The following is a 17,448-nucleotide window of genomic DNA, read 5'->3' on the forward strand; positions in this document are numbered from 1 at the left end:
ATTCACATTAAAATAACAATCCTTATTTTATTTCATCTCATTTAAATAACTTACTGTTGAAAACATGCCACCAGTATTCACTGTAAAGTTATTTGTTAAATGATGCGGAATGTGACAATGAAATGGCCAAATCCCTGGATTATTAGTATAAAATTCAATATCATAAGTTTCCCCTGGAGCAACTAATATATTGTTTTTTACATATTGATTATTTTCTGAAAAAGAGTTTCCATCTGTTGCAGTAACTATAAATTGATGACCATGCAGGTGAATAGGGTGTGCATTCATACCTAGGTTCCCCAATCGAATACGGATATTTTCACCTCTCTCAACAAGAAGGTGTTCAGTAAAAGGAAAACATCTTCCATTCATCGTAAAGAAATTAAGATCATGAGACATCGGATTTACATTATAGGTTCCTGCAGGTAAAGTTCCTTTTGATAGTCCTGTTAATGCAAACTCCTGTAATAGGACAAAATAGTCTCTTTGAATATGTGTTTGTTTTTGAGGAGGTTCCAGTATGATAAAAGCACCACCCATTCCCATCATTTCTTGTTTTGCAGTGTGATAATGTGTGTGATACAAATGTGTTCCTGGGGGATTAATTATTTTATAGCGATAATCAAAATATTGATTTGGTTCTATTTTAGGAGAAGGTTCAACTTCTGGAACACCATCCATTACATTGGGCAAATCTAAGCCATGCCAATGTACACTTGTCGGTTCAGCTAGTTTGTTATAAACTCTAATATTTACGATGTCCCCTTGATATACTTGAATAGTAGGACCAGGGATAGTCCCATTATATCCCCATCCCCTCATATATATATCAGACAATAATGGATTCGTCACAGGCTCTGCAATTAAATTAAAATATTTTATGCCATCTTTTAATACGTAAGGAAGATTTGGGATTCCTTGTGTAATAACCATAAAACTCACTCCTTGCATTTAAAACTTCCCACAATATGATGCAGCAAACGTAATTAATGATAATATATGTTTCAAATAAACATAAAAAGAACACTGCAATTCAGACAGTGCCCTTTTGTATTTATTGAATCAATGAAGCCATTAGTTCATATGAATTGAGATTATTTTATTATTTTCATCCTGTTGATAATTTACATTAGCTCCTAGCGATTCACTTACAAATCTTAATGGAACAAGAGTAGAGCCATTTATAATTTCAGCAGGCATAGTCAGATTCATCGTTTGATTGTTCAACATGGCTTCATCCGACCCTATTTGTAAAACAATTTTAATATCATCCTTTATTGCTGTTACAGTCTTAGTTTGATTATCCCACTTTAGCTCTGCACCAAGTGATTCAAATATATCTCTCATCGGAACCATAGTAGTACCATTCTTAATCAATGATGGGGTATCAAACCTTGTTACTTGATCATTAATGACAATTGAAAAATCTGACTCTAAATCATATACTCTAACTTGATCTTGTGAAATAAGTTGAATCCTATCTATATGATTTGACTGATAGGATTCAACCTCCTGTCCACCAATAATAAAAACCTTCTCATCAACAATAGTTGCTTGATATCCTCTTTTATTTTGATATATGTTTGTGATGACATTCCAATTGTCGTTTACCATATCATACACTTGTAACGTTCCTATTTGATGTTTAAGGCTATCCATCATATCCAATACATAAATATCCCCATTCAAAGTTAGAGAGGAATAATTACTTCCTTCAATGGGAGTAGATAAACTTTCAGCTGTAGTCCAGGAATTCGTTGATGGATCATATGTGACAACACTGCTAACTTGTGTACTGTTTTTTGACGTACCAATTAGGATAATTTTATCACTTGTAGCTTCTGTTAAATAAACATTTTCTATATCCAAAGATTTCATTTCTACTTCTATCCAATCATTCTCCTCAGAATCGTATCTATTTATTTTGTCAGAACCTATTAAAAAGATTTGACCATTTAATTCTTCCATGTACAAAGTTTCATTGGCATCTACAAAACTAGCTCCTTTTTCCCAAGTATCTTTCTCTGGATTATACACTTCTATAATATGTTTATATAAGTGTTCTCCATTTTCCCAACCAACATCATAATCCTTCACTACATAAATCTCACTATTTGCTGACTTTGCTTGCATACTACTTGATAATGGGTTCACCATACTTGCTGATTCTATCCAGACATCATTTGCTGGGTCATAAACTTCCACTGAATTTAAATGGATATAACTGCTATCGATTCCATCAGATACTGTATAATAACCACCAATAGCATATATTTTATCATTCAGCACTACGGTTTGAAATCCAGTTCTCTTCTCATTCATACTAGCAACATCTGTCCATGTGTTATTTTTGATGTTGTATACTTCCACACGATCTAGATAATCAAATTGATTTTCTGTAACTAAATACATACCTCCAATTGCATATATTTTGTCATCAAGTTGTTCAATTTGAAAATTGATCCTTTGTTGATTCAAGCTTGAAACCTCTTCCCAAACTCCTGTACCTTCTGCATGAATCATTGAAATAGAAATTATTGATGATATCAGAGCTGCAATTACAAATACTTTGAATCTAGTTAATAGTTTTACAGATATGTTCATTTATAGTTACTCTCCTTTTTTTTACAGCCATTATATCACGTTCTACTGTACTAATCGATCTCATCATACAACGATCTCCATAGATAAAATGCTGCGTACGACTCCCACCCCTCCCATTGTTTTACTAATTTTTCTAATTCTTTTATAGAAGGTTTTTCATTTAATTTTAGAATTGTTTTTAAAGCGTTATGTATCCCAACATCTGCGATCGGAAATGCACTATTTATCGAAAAACATTTCATGATCGTATAATCAGCAGTCCATTTGCCTATTCCTCTAATAGAGGTAAGTTGTTCAACTATTCTTTGATAGTTTTCTTCATACCTTAGTTTTTTTTGATCTAAAATCCCGTTGGAAATCAACTTGGCAACCCCAACAATATATTCAGCTTTTCTAGTAGAGATTTGCATCTCCTTTAACTCTTCAACTTTAACATCAGCTATCTGATCAGCCGTTGGAAAAACCCAGTATTGAGTATCTTTATATGTAAAGTTCTCAGCAAATTGATGTACAAAACGTTTTTTTAATGTATAAGCAAACCTCAAATTAATTTGTTGCCCTAAAATAGACCAGCACAACGCTTCAAATAAATTATTTATTTTTATTAATCTTAACCCATAAAATTTTTCTGTAAGTTTCCCCATTATGTGATCACTTTTAAATGATGAATAAAATGGGGTTATGTCTGTACCAAGATCAAACATATCCCATATATATCTAGCAATCTGCGCTCTCATCCATTGTGTTGGAATACCGTTCAAAAATGTAACTGTTAAGTGATTTTGAAATGAGATTTTAAACAAAACAAATTTTTTATTAAACTTCAACAGCTTGTACAATTCATTTTGTACTACCTTATGTAAACATTCTTCATCTGATCTATTTAAAATAACTAAACATTCTATAAAATCGAATTCATTAGGCACCTCAATATCCAAAACATCTACTCGATCTTTCCATTTCACTTCATGTACATTTGGATGACACAATTTACAAGGCTTATATCCATTTGCTTCTGCTTCTATGAAGGTTTGGGTAAAAATAATCTCTTCAATTGTTGGTGATTGAACGGATTCACACGAAGCTAAACAATACGTTTCATTAGTCTTCTTACATATAAAAAACTTCCCATCATATGATGAATCTCGAGATTTCATTATGTTGTACATGTCATTATTACTTAGTATATAATCCATGACGATTCTCCATTTCTTGAAATCATATCGTTACCTTTCATCATACATCAATCGTCAGTATATGGAAAATGAGAGCTGCGAATGTACGTGAATGTCAAGCTCTACATTTGCAGTTCTCTATATAAACATTTATATAGACTAACTTTATTAGCCTTATTTTACTAATGGTGCATAACCAAGTTCATTCATAGCTGTCGCCATTAAATAATATCCTTTACCATTTGGATGAAATTGGTCATATGATAATAGTTCTTTTTCTCTGCCTAAAAATAAAGGATATACATTAGCAATACCTATACTCTTGCTTTCAAAACTTTGGATATGTTTGTTGAATTTCCTCACCCAAACATCTGTACCTGGTATATTTGGAAAAGGATTATATAAGTTCATTCCCCTTATCATGTATTTATGAGTATTATATTTTTTGAAATAGTGAATCCTATCAATAATTTCATCAAAATTTTTATTAAAACGTTTTAATGCTCCAGCTAAAACACTTTGTTTTTTCGATTTTAAGAATTGTAATGCAGCATTTTTCATATCATTCCCACCAACTGTAATAGATATTATATCAGCTTGTTTAATCAATACCTGAACATCATCATAATTCGTAATCATATCCAATACATCATCCGAAGTTGCACCAGAGACGCCAAAATTTTCGCAAACCACATATTTATTTATTTGTTTATAAGCCATAGATACATACTGTGGAACAAATCCAGATTGAGGAGAAGGCGCTCCTACACCAACTGTTAAGGAATCACCCAAAGCTAAATAATTAATCAACTTGAATCATCCTCTCTAGTCCCTTTTGAATAGACCGCTCTTTTTATCAAGTTTCAACATTCCATAATCTTCTGTTATACATACATAGCGGAATGCAATCACCTGATAAGTTCAACTAACTTTTAGTGGGTATACGTATACCCACTGAAAGAAAGGTTCACTTTATTAGTAATGTATCCTATGCAAAAACCTCAATATGGGTTCATGCCCAGATCATCAACTCAAAAAAAATCCCTTTAAGTAATCAACTACTTAAAAGGATGAATTAAAATTCAGAATATTTTATTTTACATTGACTTTCCTATTAAAATAAAACTTTTTTAGTTCTTTAAAAGTGATAAAAGTTTTCCGTCTTTCATCCCAAAGTTTGAAACGAAGAGATTTTAAGCTTGATCCTATTTTAATCGTTGTTGCTTTTTTTAGTTCAGTAATTGATTTATGCACCTTTTCAAGGTTATAATTCGGGATTTTAGAACTAAGGTGATGGACATGATGAAAACCTATATTCCCAGTGATCCATTGAAAAACTTTTGGCAGTTTATAATAAGAGCTTCCATCTATTGCAGCCTTAACATAATCCCAGTTTTCTTCTTCTTCAAAGTATGAATCTTCGAATTGATGCTGTACATAAAATAACCATATTCCTAATACACCACTTACAAAAAGAATTGGAGCTTGGATCATAATGAATGCTTTCCATCCAATAGCAAAACACATAAACACATATAATGCTACAATAAATAAATTAGTGATATAAGTGCTGATACGCTCTTTTCTCCTTGCATCTTTCGCATTAAAACGATTTAAAATGATGAGAATATATATTGGACCTAAACCAAACATGATAAACGGGTTTCTATATAAACGATAAGCTAACCTTTTCCAAAAAGAAGCTTTTACATATTCTTCAACGGTTAGAACCCAAATATCTCCAGTCCCTCTTTTGTTTAAGTTTCCATTTGTAGCATGATGAATAGAATGCTCTCTTTTCCACTTTTCATATGGAAACAGAGTCAGTACACCACTCACAAATCCAAGAATGTCATTTTTCTTTCTGCTTTTAAAGAACGACTGATGGCAGCAATCATGAAAAATGATAAAAATACGTACTAAAAACCCTGAGGCAGGGACTGAAAAAAGAAGAGACAACCAAAAAGAAACATTTAAGCTTAGATACGCTGCAAACCAAAGTAGAAAAAACGGCAAGAAAGTATTCAATATTTGCCTTGTACTTGATTTGGTACTAGATTTTTCAAAAGGGGCAACTAATTTTTTTAAATATTGATGGTTTTTTTTACTCATTGTTTTCCTCCTAAACAATTCAAAGATAATCATTGGTAGTAAACAATGCATATTACTGAATAATGTATAATACATTTGCAGTTACCAGTTATCACATTGCTCTCTGTTTTGTTTTTCTGTATATTACTTTAGACGTTTAATCAAGAGTTTCCACTTCAAACTGCTTATATTTGAGTAAAATATCTTCACTCATTGAAAATAGGATAAGAAGAAGACAACCTTTAACCACAACAAGTCTATTATACATTGTTTTATATCATTACACTATTTTTATTTTAATCTAGTCTTGATTCTTTACGAAAGAATCCGAATATGCCCGTTGTCTGAACAATATTTGTAAAGGCATTTGGATCTGTCTCACTGAGTACTTTTTTTAAGTTAAATAATTCGTAACGAGTAATCACAATTAATAACATTTCTTTATTTTCATTTGAATAAGAACCTTTAGCTGGAATTTTAGTAATACCTCTAGATAATTTTTCTCTTAACGCAACTTCCAATTGTTCTGGTTTTGATGTAATGATCATAGCTGTTAATTTGATATGTCGAGTATGAATGGTATCTATTACACGTGTTGCAGCGTAAAGAGCCACTAATGTATAAAGCGCAGTCTGCCAATCATATAATGCTCCAGAAGCTGTAATAATACCTCCATTTAAAATCAAGTAATATGTGCCTGCTGGTCTATCTTTCAATCTAGACAGAATCATTACGATAACATCCATACCACCTGTGGAAGCCCCCCATTTCAAAGTCATTCCGACTCCAATGGCAGATAATACACCACCAAATACTGCATTTAACAAAATATCATCTTCAGCGACTGCGTAAATAGGCATTTTCCACATAAATAAAGCCAGCAATATGACACTGAAAAAACTATATAAAGTAAATGACTTTCCCAGATGTCTCCATCCAAGTATCGCAATAGGGATATTTAATAAAAGCAACACCAAACCAGTTGAAATAGAAAACGGTGTGAAATCATTAACGATACTTGATGTAAGCTGTGCTATTCCAGCAAAACCACTTGAAAAAACATCCGCAGGTATTAAAAATAAATTAAAAGCAACTGCATTAAATAACGCACCGATAATGACAATACTTGTTTTTATTATTCTTGCTTTTGTTATGTTTCTTCTTAAATATGATAGTAGATTTAACTGTGTTTTGTTGTTTTTTCTACTTACCACATAACTTCCTCCTAACGTTACTCCTCACTAACTACCCAAAATTAATATAACTGCTATAAGAATTAAAAGTCAATCATTATTATGAATTTAGTACAAATTATTCCCACTATCAATCGAAAAAGCTTACAATGTCTCTCAACATAGTAAGCTTTTGAATAATAATTAGTATATTGATCAAATAAGAATCATTTTAATAAGAAGCCATCAAACAATGGATCTGATGGGTCAACCACAAATTGGTGCATTCCAGTAATAAATGCTCTGGCATTAATTCGAGATATTACAGATGTATTGAAAACTTCTTCGTTTATAGAAGAGATTTTACATTTTGTGCTGGCACCTACGATGCTTTCATAAATCATGGAATCTCCGACTCCTAATTTACCTTCATTTTTAAGTAAAGCCATATGAGTTGCTGAACCAGCACCAAAAGGAGAACGTTCAATTTGTCCATTGTCAAATACGGTAACTTGTCTTATATCTGCTTTGGAAAGAGGTGGAGATTCACAAAAGACTACACCTTTTATACTCTGATTGTCAGGTAATATATTGGTTAGTTCATTTCTTATATATTTACTCCATCGATGCAGTTCTGGGAGTCGATCAATTTCGATGTTTAAATCGATCTTAGCAGCATTAACAATCGCATAAAAGGAATCACAAAAAGCAAGATTCACTGTCATTTCTTTTTTTAATATGTTTAATGTGATATTTTCTTTGTAAACATATGCAGGTAAATAATCAAAAGATACTGATTTTACTTGTGAACGCTCATATACTGGGTTCGTTATTACTTTACCAGCAAGTGTATCTATGATAACTTGTTGTTTTTCATCACTTAGTCGAACCACACCTGTTTCGAGCAAATATGTCACCACAGCTACAATACTATGACTACATAAAGAAGAAACTTCTTCATGTTGGAGAAATAAAATACCACAGTCCGATGCTGCATCATCTGGGGGAGTGATGATGCAGCCCTTCATCCCTAAATGTCCACGTGGTTCACTTAAAAGTATTTTTTTAACATATCCATAATTTTCATTAAAATATCCTTGTTTTTCCAACATCGTCTTTCCTTTTAAATAGGGAATTCCAGCTGTTATTACTCTTAATGGTTCACCAGCTGCATGAAGATCCGTAGTTGTAAAATGTTTCACCATTTCCATCGCTCATCCACTCCAATTCATTAATGATCATCCGCAGGTGGAATAAGTAAAAATCCTTCATTCAACTCATCCTCATCATGACTGAAAAATGTATGAAATCCCATGACCCATGCCGATCCAGTTATTACTGTAATCACTGCGGGTAAATCTCCGACTTTTGTTTGTTCTTTAACCTTAGCTTTAAACAAGGTTCCCACTATACTTTCATGTACAAATTCTTCTTCCACTTTAATTTGCTCATTTGCAAATAACGTTGCTAGCTTAGCGGAAGTTCCTGTTCCACAGGGTGAACGATCAATTCCCCCTGGGGGTACAACAACCGTATTTTTTACATTTGCATCCTTGTGGGATGGATCAGTATAAAACTCAACGTGTGTACATCCATGAATAAAAGGATATTGCGGATGAACGATTTCAATCTTTTGGTTAATTTCTTTTCTTATTTTTATAGCAGATTCTATAATTTCAGCTGAATTTGAAGGTACTAGTTCAATCCCTAGTGTTCTTGCATCTGTGATAGCATAGAAATTCCCTCCGTATGCAATGTCGCAAGCTACATTCCCTAATCCTTCTACATTCACTTCAATACTTTTATATAAAAAAGAATCAATATTTAGAAATGAAACTTCCTTTGCTTTTCCATTTTCAACCAATATTTCAGTTTTCACCAACCCTGCAGGTGTATCCAATGTTAATGTTGTGATCGGCTCAACAACTTCAATCATCCCAGACTCAACCATTGCAGTACAAAAACCGATTGTATCATGACCACACATTGGTAAGTATCCACCTGTCTCTATATAGATAACACCCAAATCTGCATCAGGGTGACAAGGTTCAATAAGCAATACACCTGACATAACATCATGACCCCTGGGTTCATTCATCAACAATTTACGAATCCAATCATATTCTTCTTTCATATGAAGCATTTTCTCGGACATTGTATTTCCAGACAACTTTGGAAGTCCACTCAAAACAGTTCTTGTTGGATTTCCACCTGTATGTGTATCTATCGTTCTAAACATTTTGCTACTTTTCATAAAAACACCCTCTTATGTTTGAATCGTGGATACATTTTTAAATCGACTATAGCGAATCGGATCAGTTGGTATTATGGTATTGATTTGATCCTGCAATAACTCTGTCATTAATTTACCAGTAATCGCTGCTAAACTTATGCCATCGCCCTCATGGCCTGCCGCAATATAATAATTAGGAATTTCTTCAACAGGGGATACGATTGGTAAATGATCTGGTGTCCATGGCCTTAAACCTGAATAAGTTCGAATGATTATGAAATCAGCAATTTTGGGATAAAACCGAATCGTTCTACGTGCAATACAATTCACCACATCCATATCTACCCTTGTATCAAATCCCACGAATTGACGACTGCTGCCGATCAGAAAATTCTGACTTTCAGTCGGTTCAAAAACTAACGCTACCCCATATTTATCTGTTTCTTCGTCTACTGTTCTTTCCTTGCCGAATTTAGACATCAAATATCCAAATTCCATAACTTTCCTCATACCAACTGGCATATCTCTTGAAGCTACAATGATATGACCCTTTCTTGGTTTAATAGGAATATCTAAACCTAACATATTACCGATATATGGTGCCCAGATTCCTCCAGCATTGACCACTTTTTTGGCTATAATTTCTCCTTTAGGTGTGTTCACTTTGAATAAACCCGTTACAGAATCTCTCGACATTCCTTCTACTTCACACCTTAACATTACTTTTGCTCCATACTTTGTTGCCCCGTGAAATAAAGAATAAGTGAATAAATAAGGATTGATTGTAGAATCTGTTTCGCATTCAAGCCCACCTAATAGATCATCAGCAAAATATGGTGATTCTTGTTTTATATCATTTCGATCCAGCATTTTAAAAGAAAGACCTGCTTTTTTTTGCCTTTCTACCCAACTCTCGGCAGCTATCATTTCATCTTCACTTTCACAAACTAAAATACTGCCCGGGGCTCTGTATTCAAAATCAAGATCCAACTCTTTGCTTAATTGATCCACTAATTTTTGACTTTCCAAAGACATTTGACTATCAAATCCAGGCTCTTTATCAATGGCTAATATATTTCCATCACAACGTGAGGAAGTACCACTAGCGATATCTCCTTTGTCAATGACAGTAACTTCCATACCGCTTTTAGCTGTATAGTAGGCAATTGCTGCACCAATTACACCGCCGCCAATGATTAAAACCTCTGTATTTCTACTATCCATAGAAATCCCTCTTTTTCATATTAAACCCTTCTACCATCGAATGAAGTGAGGCTTAAGCTTTTATAGTAATTGTTTTAAATATCCGTTCTTAAAGTATTTTTAAAAGAAGCATGAATCTTTTCACGACCACTATGAATATCAGGATGAAATTGTATGGTCGCTTGATTACGTGTTTGTTTAACATGATTAATCGCCTGTTGTAATTGATCTTCAATATTTACATCTGTTTTCAATAAATCCATTGAGATTGAATACCCAGCAACTGCACCTTGTTTCATAGCCACTTTTGCACTTTCAATACCCGTTATATTACCTGCAACGTACAATCCATCTATTGGTGTTTTCATATTTTCATTATGAACTGGAACATGACCTCCCAGTTCAGCAATATATTGAAAAGGACATCCTGATATAGCAGCTAATTCAACAAGAGGATACAAACCTCCAGCTATACAAACAAAATCAGCAGGAACAAATTTCTCTGTAGAAAGAATTGGTTCTCCGTTCACATCTACTTGTGCTACTTTAACACCTTCAACCTTTTTATCCCCTACGATTTCAAGTACAGCCTTACGTAAATGAACTGGCATTCCCCAAACCTTCATCCCATTTTTGGGATAAAATCTAACCGCTAAGGATTGGAGTGATTCATATTTCATGAAATAGCTGCCTAAACGTATCAACTTTGAAGGAGCTAAAGATGCAACCTTTAACATAGATTTCATAGTGGACAACGGTTTAGCAGCATCTTCAGTGACTATATTTTTACCAGGTAAGTACATACTCGAAACTTCAATTCCTGCTAATTGTAATTCTCTTGTAATGGCTGCTGATAAAATATTAATACCTATAACAACACCCCTTTCTCCAACCCGAACTCTATGAACATTCGTCATAACCTGTGCTGCCCCGATTGACATGACTCCAGGGAGAGTCCAACCAGGGATAGGGAGTGATGTCTCTGCTGCTCCAGTAGCTAATAATAAGGCTCTAGTTTTAAAATCACCTTTAGTTGTATATACTTTCCAATAGCTCTTCTCTTGTTTTATATTGTGAACAGATACACCACATTCAACAGCTACGTTCAGTTCTTGAGCATCTTCAGAAAGCTTTTTGGCTTCTTCAATTCCATTCCACCATGTACCATCTGGTTCTTCATGCAATTGCCCAAGCAAACGACCTCCGGCTTTCATAAACTCATCAACCACTTTAACTTTTAATCCATTCTTGGCGCAAACGTTAGCTGCAGATAAACCAGCAGGTCCAGCACCTACGATGATTACATCTATCATTGTGTCTCACCTTTCTTAAATGGCGTTGGTAATTTTCTACCAGATTTCACTTCCATGCCCTCTTGAATGACAGTCAGACATGCGCGCACTGATTTTTGATTCCCAACATTTACACGACATTCCATACAGTGACCAATATTACAATATATTCCGCGTAATTTACCCGTCTCCTCATGGCAGCGTAAAACACGTTCACCATTTGCTAATAAAGCAGCAGCGATAGTTTCTCCTTCATACCCAATCAGTTTATTTTCATCAAAAGTAAAATGAACTTCTTCTCGTTCATCTAAACGTCCAAGAATAGGGTGATCTATAATTCTACCTTTACTCATCCTTCTTCTCCCCCATGATTGAAAATGTTATTGGGCGTATTGGAGCTTGATATCCAAGCGGTATATCGTGTGGGGTACTATCATTTGTGCACTTTTGTGTGATTGAATCCACTAAAGCACGACATGTTCTCCCTCCACACTGTCCCATACCAGCTCTGGTACGCAATTTAAGCTCTCGTGAGGAACATCGATATGATTCTGCAGTACGAACTAGATCTTCCAATGATACTTCTTCACAACGACATATAATTGTTTTATGGTCTCTCATGGCGATCCTCCTGATTAGCTGAAAACATAATTAAGCGCATTCATCCCTAAGAAAATAGGACTTTCTGCGCTTAATAAAATAGTTCGAGTTCAAAAAAATGAACAACATCTAAAATTGTAATTTTAGAATGTGTGTTTAATTGCGCAGGTCTTAATTTCACTGTAAAAACTTAATGCTGCCTGTCCTTGCTCACGAGTATGAGAGCTGGAAAGTTTCATACCTCCAAATGGTGCTTGATATTCAACTCCTGCAGTTTCCTGATTTACTCTTACCATTCCAGCATCTGCTTCGTCTAAGAAACGATGTGCTTTAGATAAATCTGATGTAAATAAAGAAGCACTTAAACCATAAATCGTTTGATTACAAAGATCGATTGCTTCTTCAAAGTTTTCTGCTTGTAAAGCAACCGCAACAGGTCCAAAAATTTCTTCTTGTACCAATGAATGTTTGGCTTGAACTCCAGTTGCAATCAAAGGTTTAATATAATAACCCTCTTCTTCAACAGAAGTTTGACATTCAGCAATCACTTCTGCTTGGTTTCTTGCCATTTCAGTATAAGATTGAACTATTTCAAATTGAGATTTAGAAGCCACTGGACCTAGATACGCTGTAGGATCAAGTGCATTTGCAATTTTAATTTCTGAAACTGCTTTTTGTAATTGTTCTACAAAAGCAGGATAAATTCCTTTTTCAACAATAATTCTACTAGTTGCTGTACATTTTTGACCAGAAGAACGGAAAGCACCACTGATCACCATAGGAATCGTTTTACTTAAATCTGCATCATTCAAAACAATAGCAGCATTTTTTCCGCCCATTTCAGTTTGGTATTTAATATTTCTACTTGCACATGTAGCAGCAATTCTTCTTCCTGTATCAGTAGATCCTGTGAAGCTAAGACCATTGATCTCAATCTTTTCTAGCAAAGCTTCACCTATAACTCTACCTTTACCAATGACAAGATTTAAAACACCTCCAGGAAGTCCTGCTTCTTCAAAAATCTCTGCCATTTTTGAAGCTGTCAAAGAAGCAATTTCTGCTGGCTTCCAAATCACTGTATTACCACAAATCAATGCTGGTGCAAACTTCCAAATTGGAATAGCTACAGGGAAATTCCATGGAGTAATGACACCAACTACACCAAGTGGAGTTCGTCGAGTATATTGCAATACATTAATATCGCTAGAAGGAATAATTGATCCGTCTGCTCGAACACCTTCACCTGCATAATAACGCAATAAATGAATTCCTCTAGTGACTTCACCTTTCATTTCAGTGATAGGTTTGCCCATTTCAGAGCTGGCTAATGTCGCTAACTCTTCTAAATGTTGTTCAAGAGCAGCCGCCATTTTGTACAAATATTCTCCTCGTGCTGCAGCAGTCAGCTTTGACCATTGCTTAAATGCTTGTTTAGCAGCTTGCTCTGCTTGGAAAACCTGTGATTCATCAGATAAATGAATCACTCCGACCTCTTCCTTAAGGTTTGATGGATTTTTAACGAGTACTGTTCCTTCGTTAGGAGTAATCCATTCACCGCCGATCCAATTTCTACTCTTCATGGTGCATCTTTCTCCCTTCTACTAAACTTTTACTTCATCTTTACTTGTTGCTAACTCATAAGCTTCTTTAATTAATTTCAATTCTGATGCATCGAGTGGTAAACGCGGAGGACGAGTAGATCCAACTGGTCTTCCAGCTAATTCAAGTGTATATTTAATAGCTTGAACTAAATCTGGTCTAGCATCATAATGGAATAAAGGCAAAAGTTTACGATATAATGGAAGTGCTTCTTCTGTTTTCCCTTGTCTACCAAGTTCAAACACTCTCACACTTTCTTTTGGCAAAGCATTCGCAAATCCAGCAATCCATCCAGTAGTACCCATTAGTGGACCTTCAAATCCTAAATCATCTACACCAATTAAAATTTCTAAATCAGCACTTGCATAAATATCTTGAACTCGACGAATATCACCAGAAAATTCTTTAACAGCCACTACGTTTTCTATTTTAGAAAGTTTTGCTAATAACGTTGGTGTTAAATCTGTTTTATAATCATGTGGATTGTTATATGCTATAATCGGAAGACCAACACTTGAAATTGCTTCATAATGAGCAATAATTTCAGCTTCCGTTGGATTATAATTAATAGGTGGAAGTGCCATAACTCCTGCTGCCCCAGCATCTTTAGCGTGCTGAACCCATCCTACTACTTGATCAGTAGACGGTGCACCAGTACCAACTACAACTGGAACTCTACCTGCAGCAGCTTCAATTACAGTTTCTACTACTTTAGCTCTTTCCTCTTTAGTTAATGAAGCATATTCCCCTACTGAACCTGCTGGAATCAATCCATGTACCCCTTCACGAATCAACCAGTCACAATGATCTTTCAAACCTTGATAATCCACCTTATAATTTTCGGTAAATGGCGTAACAATCGCTACGTAAACACCTTCAAACTGTTTCATTTCAACCTCTCCTTAGTATGATTTATGATCTTAAAGTTTTTTTAACCTAGATAAAAAATATCCAAGCAAGCAAAAGAACCGAATGTACTTAATAGATTAAGATGACGGTGCTTTTGTTAAAATACTCAGAACATGATCTAAGTTTGAACAAAACCAACCTATCTGAAAAATCAGAATTTTCAAAAAACAACTTGTTGCATGTTGATTTTGTTCAAACGATCAGATAATTCCCAGATGATAAATCACCTGATCTTAAGAACAAATTTATATGTGCGGATAAAAAATTAACTGTCTGTATATTTATTTACATTTCTACTTACATGATCTTCCATCATTTGTTGTGCTTTCTTTTGATCACGCGAAGTTATTGCATCTGTAATACTTTGCAAGTCTACCGCTTGTTGTTTTCTCCATTCTGTTGTATCCACTTTTTCTATACTTAGTGAAGATTTTTGCAAAATTCCATGAGTTGCCATCATGATTGCTACTCTTATTTTGTTATGGGAAGCGTTTGCAACCTCCTCATGAAACATAAGATCATATTCTACTAATTTTGCCCAAGGTGTTTCAAAAGTAGTGGATTCATCTCTAAACAAATCCGTAATCTCTTGCAAACGAATTAGTTGTTCAGGTGTTGCTCTTTTTGCAGCTAAAGCTGCTGTTTGACCTTCAAAATCAGTTCTGAACTCCCCCAATTCTTCAGCAGTTGCTCCACGGAAACGTATTAAAGCTTCAATTGAACGACCTACTTGCTCAGGTTTAGGTTCAACTATAATAATTCCGCCTTTAACTCCTCTACGAACTTCTACAACCTTCTCAGCTTCCAGTACACGAATAGCCTCGCGAACAGTAGAACGACTGACTTGAAACATTTCAGCTAAATCGCGTTCACTTGGCAGACGATCCCCACTTTTCAGCTGTCCACTGTATATCGCTTCTTGTATTTGCATAGCAATATCTTCAAAACCTCTAACTGGTTGAACCTTATTAAAGATTCCACCCAAATTCGCTTTACCTTCCATATAATTCTCCTTATATATCGATATATTCAAAGTAAAAGTCTAATGGTCTAACCATTTGAGATAATAATACAATACTCTTTAAATAGAGTCAAGAAAAAAATGAATATTTATTACATATAATGTTACAGCCACTATGATAAAAATCACTTAGGGACTATCTTCCTATTTATAATAGGTATACACAACTATATACAAAAACTCTACTTCATAAAAATGATTCATCTATACATACATAATTTATATGTATTTTTTATATATCGTTATGTTATAGGGAAAAATTCTTTTTTTATATTGCAGGATATGATAATAATAGATTAATAAAGTCCAAACTTACATCAAAAGGAGGGAACTTTAATTGAGTAGAATGAATAGAACTAAATATTCAATAGATTCAAATGGTCAGACAACATTTATTATTGTATACCTAATGGGCTTCACTCATTTCCTAAATGATTTGATTCAAGCCATTGTTCCAGCACTATATCCAATCATGCAAGAAAGCTTACATCTTTCATACGCACAAATTGGACTTATGGGATTTACTTTAAGCATTACAGCCGCAATCATCCAACCTTTCATGGGATGGTGGGGAGACACTCGTTTTACCCCCTACTCTCTCCCTTTAGGGATGTTCTTTACATTGATAGGAATCATCGTTATCGGAGTCGTAGAGGATTATAGTTTGCTTCTAATTGGTATTATGTTCATAGGTGTAGGATCTGCAGTTTATCATCCAGAAGGCTCAAGAGTTGTTTATTATGCTGCTGGTAATAAACGAGGTTTATCACAATCTATTTTTCAAGTCGGTGGTAATTTTGGACAAGCCTTCGCACCAATTATGGCAGCCTTAGTTTTCGCTCCTCTAGGAAAATCTGGGGCCTTATGGTTTAGCATTGCTGTCATGATTGCCATGATCTCTTTACTAAAAATTGCAAGTTGGTATAAGGAAGCTTACAATCATCATATATCAAAGAAAGAAAAGAAAGATATAAAAACAAAGCAAATTGGTAGACTCGAATTAATCTATATCTTTTTTATATTAGTTATTTACATCATTGCTAGAACATGGTACTACTCCGGTATTACTAGTTTTTATCAATTTTATATTATTAAAAAATACAATCTTTCATTTAGTCATGCCCAAGTATATATTTTTCTGTTTTTATTTGGTGGTGTATTAGGTACCTTATTCGGAGGGACACTATCCGATCGTTGGGGAAGGAAAAATGTGATGTTATTATCAATGTTTGGCACAATACCATTTTCATTGATGCTTCCATATGCTGATCCGCATTTTGCCATTGTTCTTTGTTTTGTCATTGGATTTATCATGTTGTCTAGCTTCACAGTAATGGTGGTATATGCTCAAGAGTTAATTCCAAACAAAATAGGTACTGTAACAGGTATCATACTGGGTTTAGCTTTTGGGTTGGGAGCGATTGGATCAGGGGTATTGGGTTATTCAATTGAATACATAGGTTTAGATCAGGTCATGTATTTGCTTAGCTTCTTGCCTTTTGTAGGTTTTTTACTTTTATTATTGCCTAGAGGGAATGAATAAACAGCA

The 17,448-nt window shown here is 34.4% G+C and carries 16 protein-coding genes; 1 reads left to right on the plus strand and 15 read right to left on the minus strand.

All coding sequences use genetic code 11. The annotated features are described in order from the left end of the window. Positions 1-27: 27 nt before the first annotated feature. The 15 genes from Q5Y73_RS15535 to Q5Y73_RS15605 form a co-directional block, all read right to left on the minus strand. Positions 28-933 (minus strand): multicopper oxidase family protein, encoded by a 906-nt coding sequence (locus Q5Y73_RS15535; RefSeq protein ID WP_305992829.1) that lies wholly within the window; start codon positions 931-933, stop codon positions 28-30. 141 nt (positions 934-1,074) lie between these two features. Beyond that, on the minus strand, positions 1,075-2,604 hold the full coding sequence (locus tag Q5Y73_RS15540) for a stalk domain-containing protein (RefSeq protein WP_305992830.1): 1,530 nt from the start codon (positions 2,602-2,604) through the stop codon (positions 1,075-1,077). Positions 2,605-2,654: 50 nt separating this feature from the next. Next, positions 2,655-3,800 (minus strand): Ada metal-binding domain-containing protein, encoded by a 1,146-nt coding sequence (locus Q5Y73_RS15545; protein WP_305992831.1) that lies wholly within the window; start codon positions 3,798-3,800, stop codon positions 2,655-2,657. 153 nt (positions 3,801-3,953) lie between these two features. Beyond that, positions 3,954-4,589, minus strand: coding sequence for a GDSL-type esterase/lipase family protein (locus tag Q5Y73_RS15550; protein ID WP_305992832.1), 636 nt, complete (start codon positions 4,587-4,589; stop codon positions 3,954-3,956). 282 nt (positions 4,590-4,871) lie between these two features. Continuing rightward, the gene (desA, locus tag Q5Y73_RS15555; protein ID WP_305992833.1) at positions 4,872-5,891 is read right to left on the minus strand and encodes a Delta(5) desaturase DesA; all 1,020 of its coding nucleotides are present in this window, start codon (positions 5,889-5,891) and stop codon (positions 4,872-4,874) included. A gap of 275 nt (positions 5,892-6,166) precedes the next feature. Further along, positions 6,167-7,024 (minus strand): YitT family protein, encoded by an 858-nt coding sequence (locus Q5Y73_RS15560; RefSeq protein WP_305992932.1) that lies wholly within the window; start codon positions 7,022-7,024, stop codon positions 6,167-6,169. A 245-nt stretch (positions 7,025-7,269) separates the two neighbouring features. Next, on the minus strand, positions 7,270-8,253 hold the full coding sequence (locus Q5Y73_RS15565) for a proline racemase family protein (RefSeq protein ID WP_305992834.1): 984 nt from the start codon (positions 8,251-8,253) through the stop codon (positions 7,270-7,272). Positions 8,254-8,273: 20 nt separating this feature from the next. Then, complete coding sequence (locus Q5Y73_RS15570; protein ID WP_305992835.1) at positions 8,274-9,296, minus strand: proline racemase family protein; 1,023 nt, start codon at positions 9,294-9,296, stop codon at positions 8,274-8,276. A 12-nt stretch (positions 9,297-9,308) separates the two neighbouring features. Further along, the gene (locus tag Q5Y73_RS15575) at positions 9,309-10,499 is read right to left on the minus strand and encodes an NAD(P)/FAD-dependent oxidoreductase (protein ID WP_305992836.1); all 1,191 of its coding nucleotides are present in this window, start codon (positions 10,497-10,499) and stop codon (positions 9,309-9,311) included. A 74-nt stretch (positions 10,500-10,573) separates the two neighbouring features. Next, on the minus strand, positions 10,574-11,791 hold the full coding sequence (locus Q5Y73_RS15580) for an NAD(P)/FAD-dependent oxidoreductase (protein WP_305992837.1): 1,218 nt from the start codon (positions 11,789-11,791) through the stop codon (positions 10,574-10,576). Beyond that, positions 11,788-12,123 (minus strand): (2Fe-2S)-binding protein, encoded by a 336-nt coding sequence (locus Q5Y73_RS15585; protein WP_305992838.1) that lies wholly within the window; start codon positions 12,121-12,123, stop codon positions 11,788-11,790. Before Q5Y73_RS15585 ends, Q5Y73_RS15580 begins: the two co-directional genes overlap by 4 nt. Next, positions 12,116-12,391 carry a (2Fe-2S)-binding protein gene (locus tag Q5Y73_RS15590; RefSeq protein WP_305992839.1) on the minus strand — a complete coding sequence of 92 codons (276 nt, stop codon included), beginning with the start codon at positions 12,389-12,391 and terminating at the stop codon, positions 12,116-12,118. Before Q5Y73_RS15590 ends, Q5Y73_RS15585 begins: the two co-directional genes overlap by 8 nt. Positions 12,392-12,513: 122 nt before the next feature. Then, positions 12,514-13,950 (minus strand): aldehyde dehydrogenase family protein, encoded by a 1,437-nt coding sequence (locus tag Q5Y73_RS15595; protein WP_305992840.1) that lies wholly within the window; start codon positions 13,948-13,950, stop codon positions 12,514-12,516. 21 nt (positions 13,951-13,971) lie between these two features. Continuing rightward, entirely contained in the window at positions 13,972-14,859 is an 888-nt protein-coding gene (locus Q5Y73_RS15600; RefSeq protein WP_305992841.1) for a dihydrodipicolinate synthase family protein, read from the minus strand. A gap of 284 nt (positions 14,860-15,143) precedes the next feature. Beyond that, positions 15,144-15,881, minus strand: a complete 738-nt coding sequence (locus tag Q5Y73_RS15605; RefSeq protein WP_305992842.1) for a FadR/GntR family transcriptional regulator — start codon at positions 15,879-15,881, stop codon at positions 15,144-15,146. A gap of 364 nt (positions 15,882-16,245) precedes the next feature. Here Q5Y73_RS15605 and Q5Y73_RS15610 point away from each other — a divergent pair, with 364 nt between their 5' ends. Next, on the plus strand, positions 16,246-17,442 hold the full coding sequence (locus Q5Y73_RS15610; RefSeq protein ID WP_305992933.1) for an MFS transporter: 1,197 nt from the start codon (positions 16,246-16,248) through the stop codon (positions 17,440-17,442). Positions 17,443-17,448: the final 6 nt, after the last annotated feature.

The sequence above is a fragment of the Chengkuizengella axinellae genome, from assembly GCF_030730905.1.
Classification (GTDB): domain Bacteria; phylum Bacillota; class Bacilli; order Paenibacillales; family KCTC-33759; genus Chengkuizengella; species Chengkuizengella axinellae.

Excerpts from the sequence above, each read along its gene's own strand:
- Q5Y73_RS15535 (WP_305992829.1), bottom strand. The coding sequence starts at position 933 with ATGGTTATTACACAAGGAATCCCAAATCTTCCTTACGTATTAAAAGAT.
- Q5Y73_RS15540 (WP_305992830.1), bottom strand. The coding sequence starts at position 2,604 with ATGAACATATCTGTAAAACTATTAACTAGATTCAAAGTATTTGTAATT.
- Q5Y73_RS15545 (WP_305992831.1), bottom strand. The coding sequence starts at position 3,800 with ATGGATTATATACTAAGTAATAATGACATGTACAACATAATGAAATCT.
- desA (WP_305992833.1), bottom strand. The coding sequence starts at position 5,891 with ATGAGTAAAAAAAACCATCAATATTTAAAAAAATTAGTTGCCCCTTTT.
- Q5Y73_RS15565 (WP_305992834.1), bottom strand. The coding sequence starts at position 8,253 with ATGGAAATGGTGAAACATTTTACAACTACGGATCTTCATGCAGCTGGT.
- Q5Y73_RS15570 (WP_305992835.1), bottom strand. The coding sequence starts at position 9,296 with ATGAAAAGTAGCAAAATGTTTAGAACGATAGATACACATACAGGTGGA.
- Q5Y73_RS15575 (WP_305992836.1), bottom strand. The coding sequence starts at position 10,499 with ATGGATAGTAGAAATACAGAGGTTTTAATCATTGGCGGCGGTGTAATT.
- Q5Y73_RS15580 (WP_305992837.1), bottom strand. The coding sequence starts at position 11,791 with ATGATAGATGTAATCATCGTAGGTGCTGGACCTGCTGGTTTATCTGCA.
- Q5Y73_RS15585 (WP_305992838.1), bottom strand. The coding sequence starts at position 12,123 with ATGAGTAAAGGTAGAATTATAGATCACCCTATTCTTGGACGTTTAGAT.
- Q5Y73_RS15590 (WP_305992839.1), bottom strand. The coding sequence starts at position 12,391 with ATGAGAGACCATAAAACAATTATATGTCGTTGTGAAGAAGTATCATTG.
- Q5Y73_RS15595 (WP_305992840.1), bottom strand. The coding sequence starts at position 13,950 with ATGAAGAGTAGAAATTGGATCGGCGGTGAATGGATTACTCCTAACGAA.
- Q5Y73_RS15600 (WP_305992841.1), bottom strand. The coding sequence starts at position 14,859 with ATGAAACAGTTTGAAGGTGTTTACGTAGCGATTGTTACGCCATTTACC.
- Q5Y73_RS15605 (WP_305992842.1), bottom strand. The coding sequence starts at position 15,881 with ATGGAAGGTAAAGCGAATTTGGGTGGAATCTTTAATAAGGTTCAACCA.
- Q5Y73_RS15610 (WP_305992933.1), top strand. The coding sequence starts at position 16,246 with ATGAATAGAACTAAATATTCAATAGATTCAAATGGTCAGACAACATTT.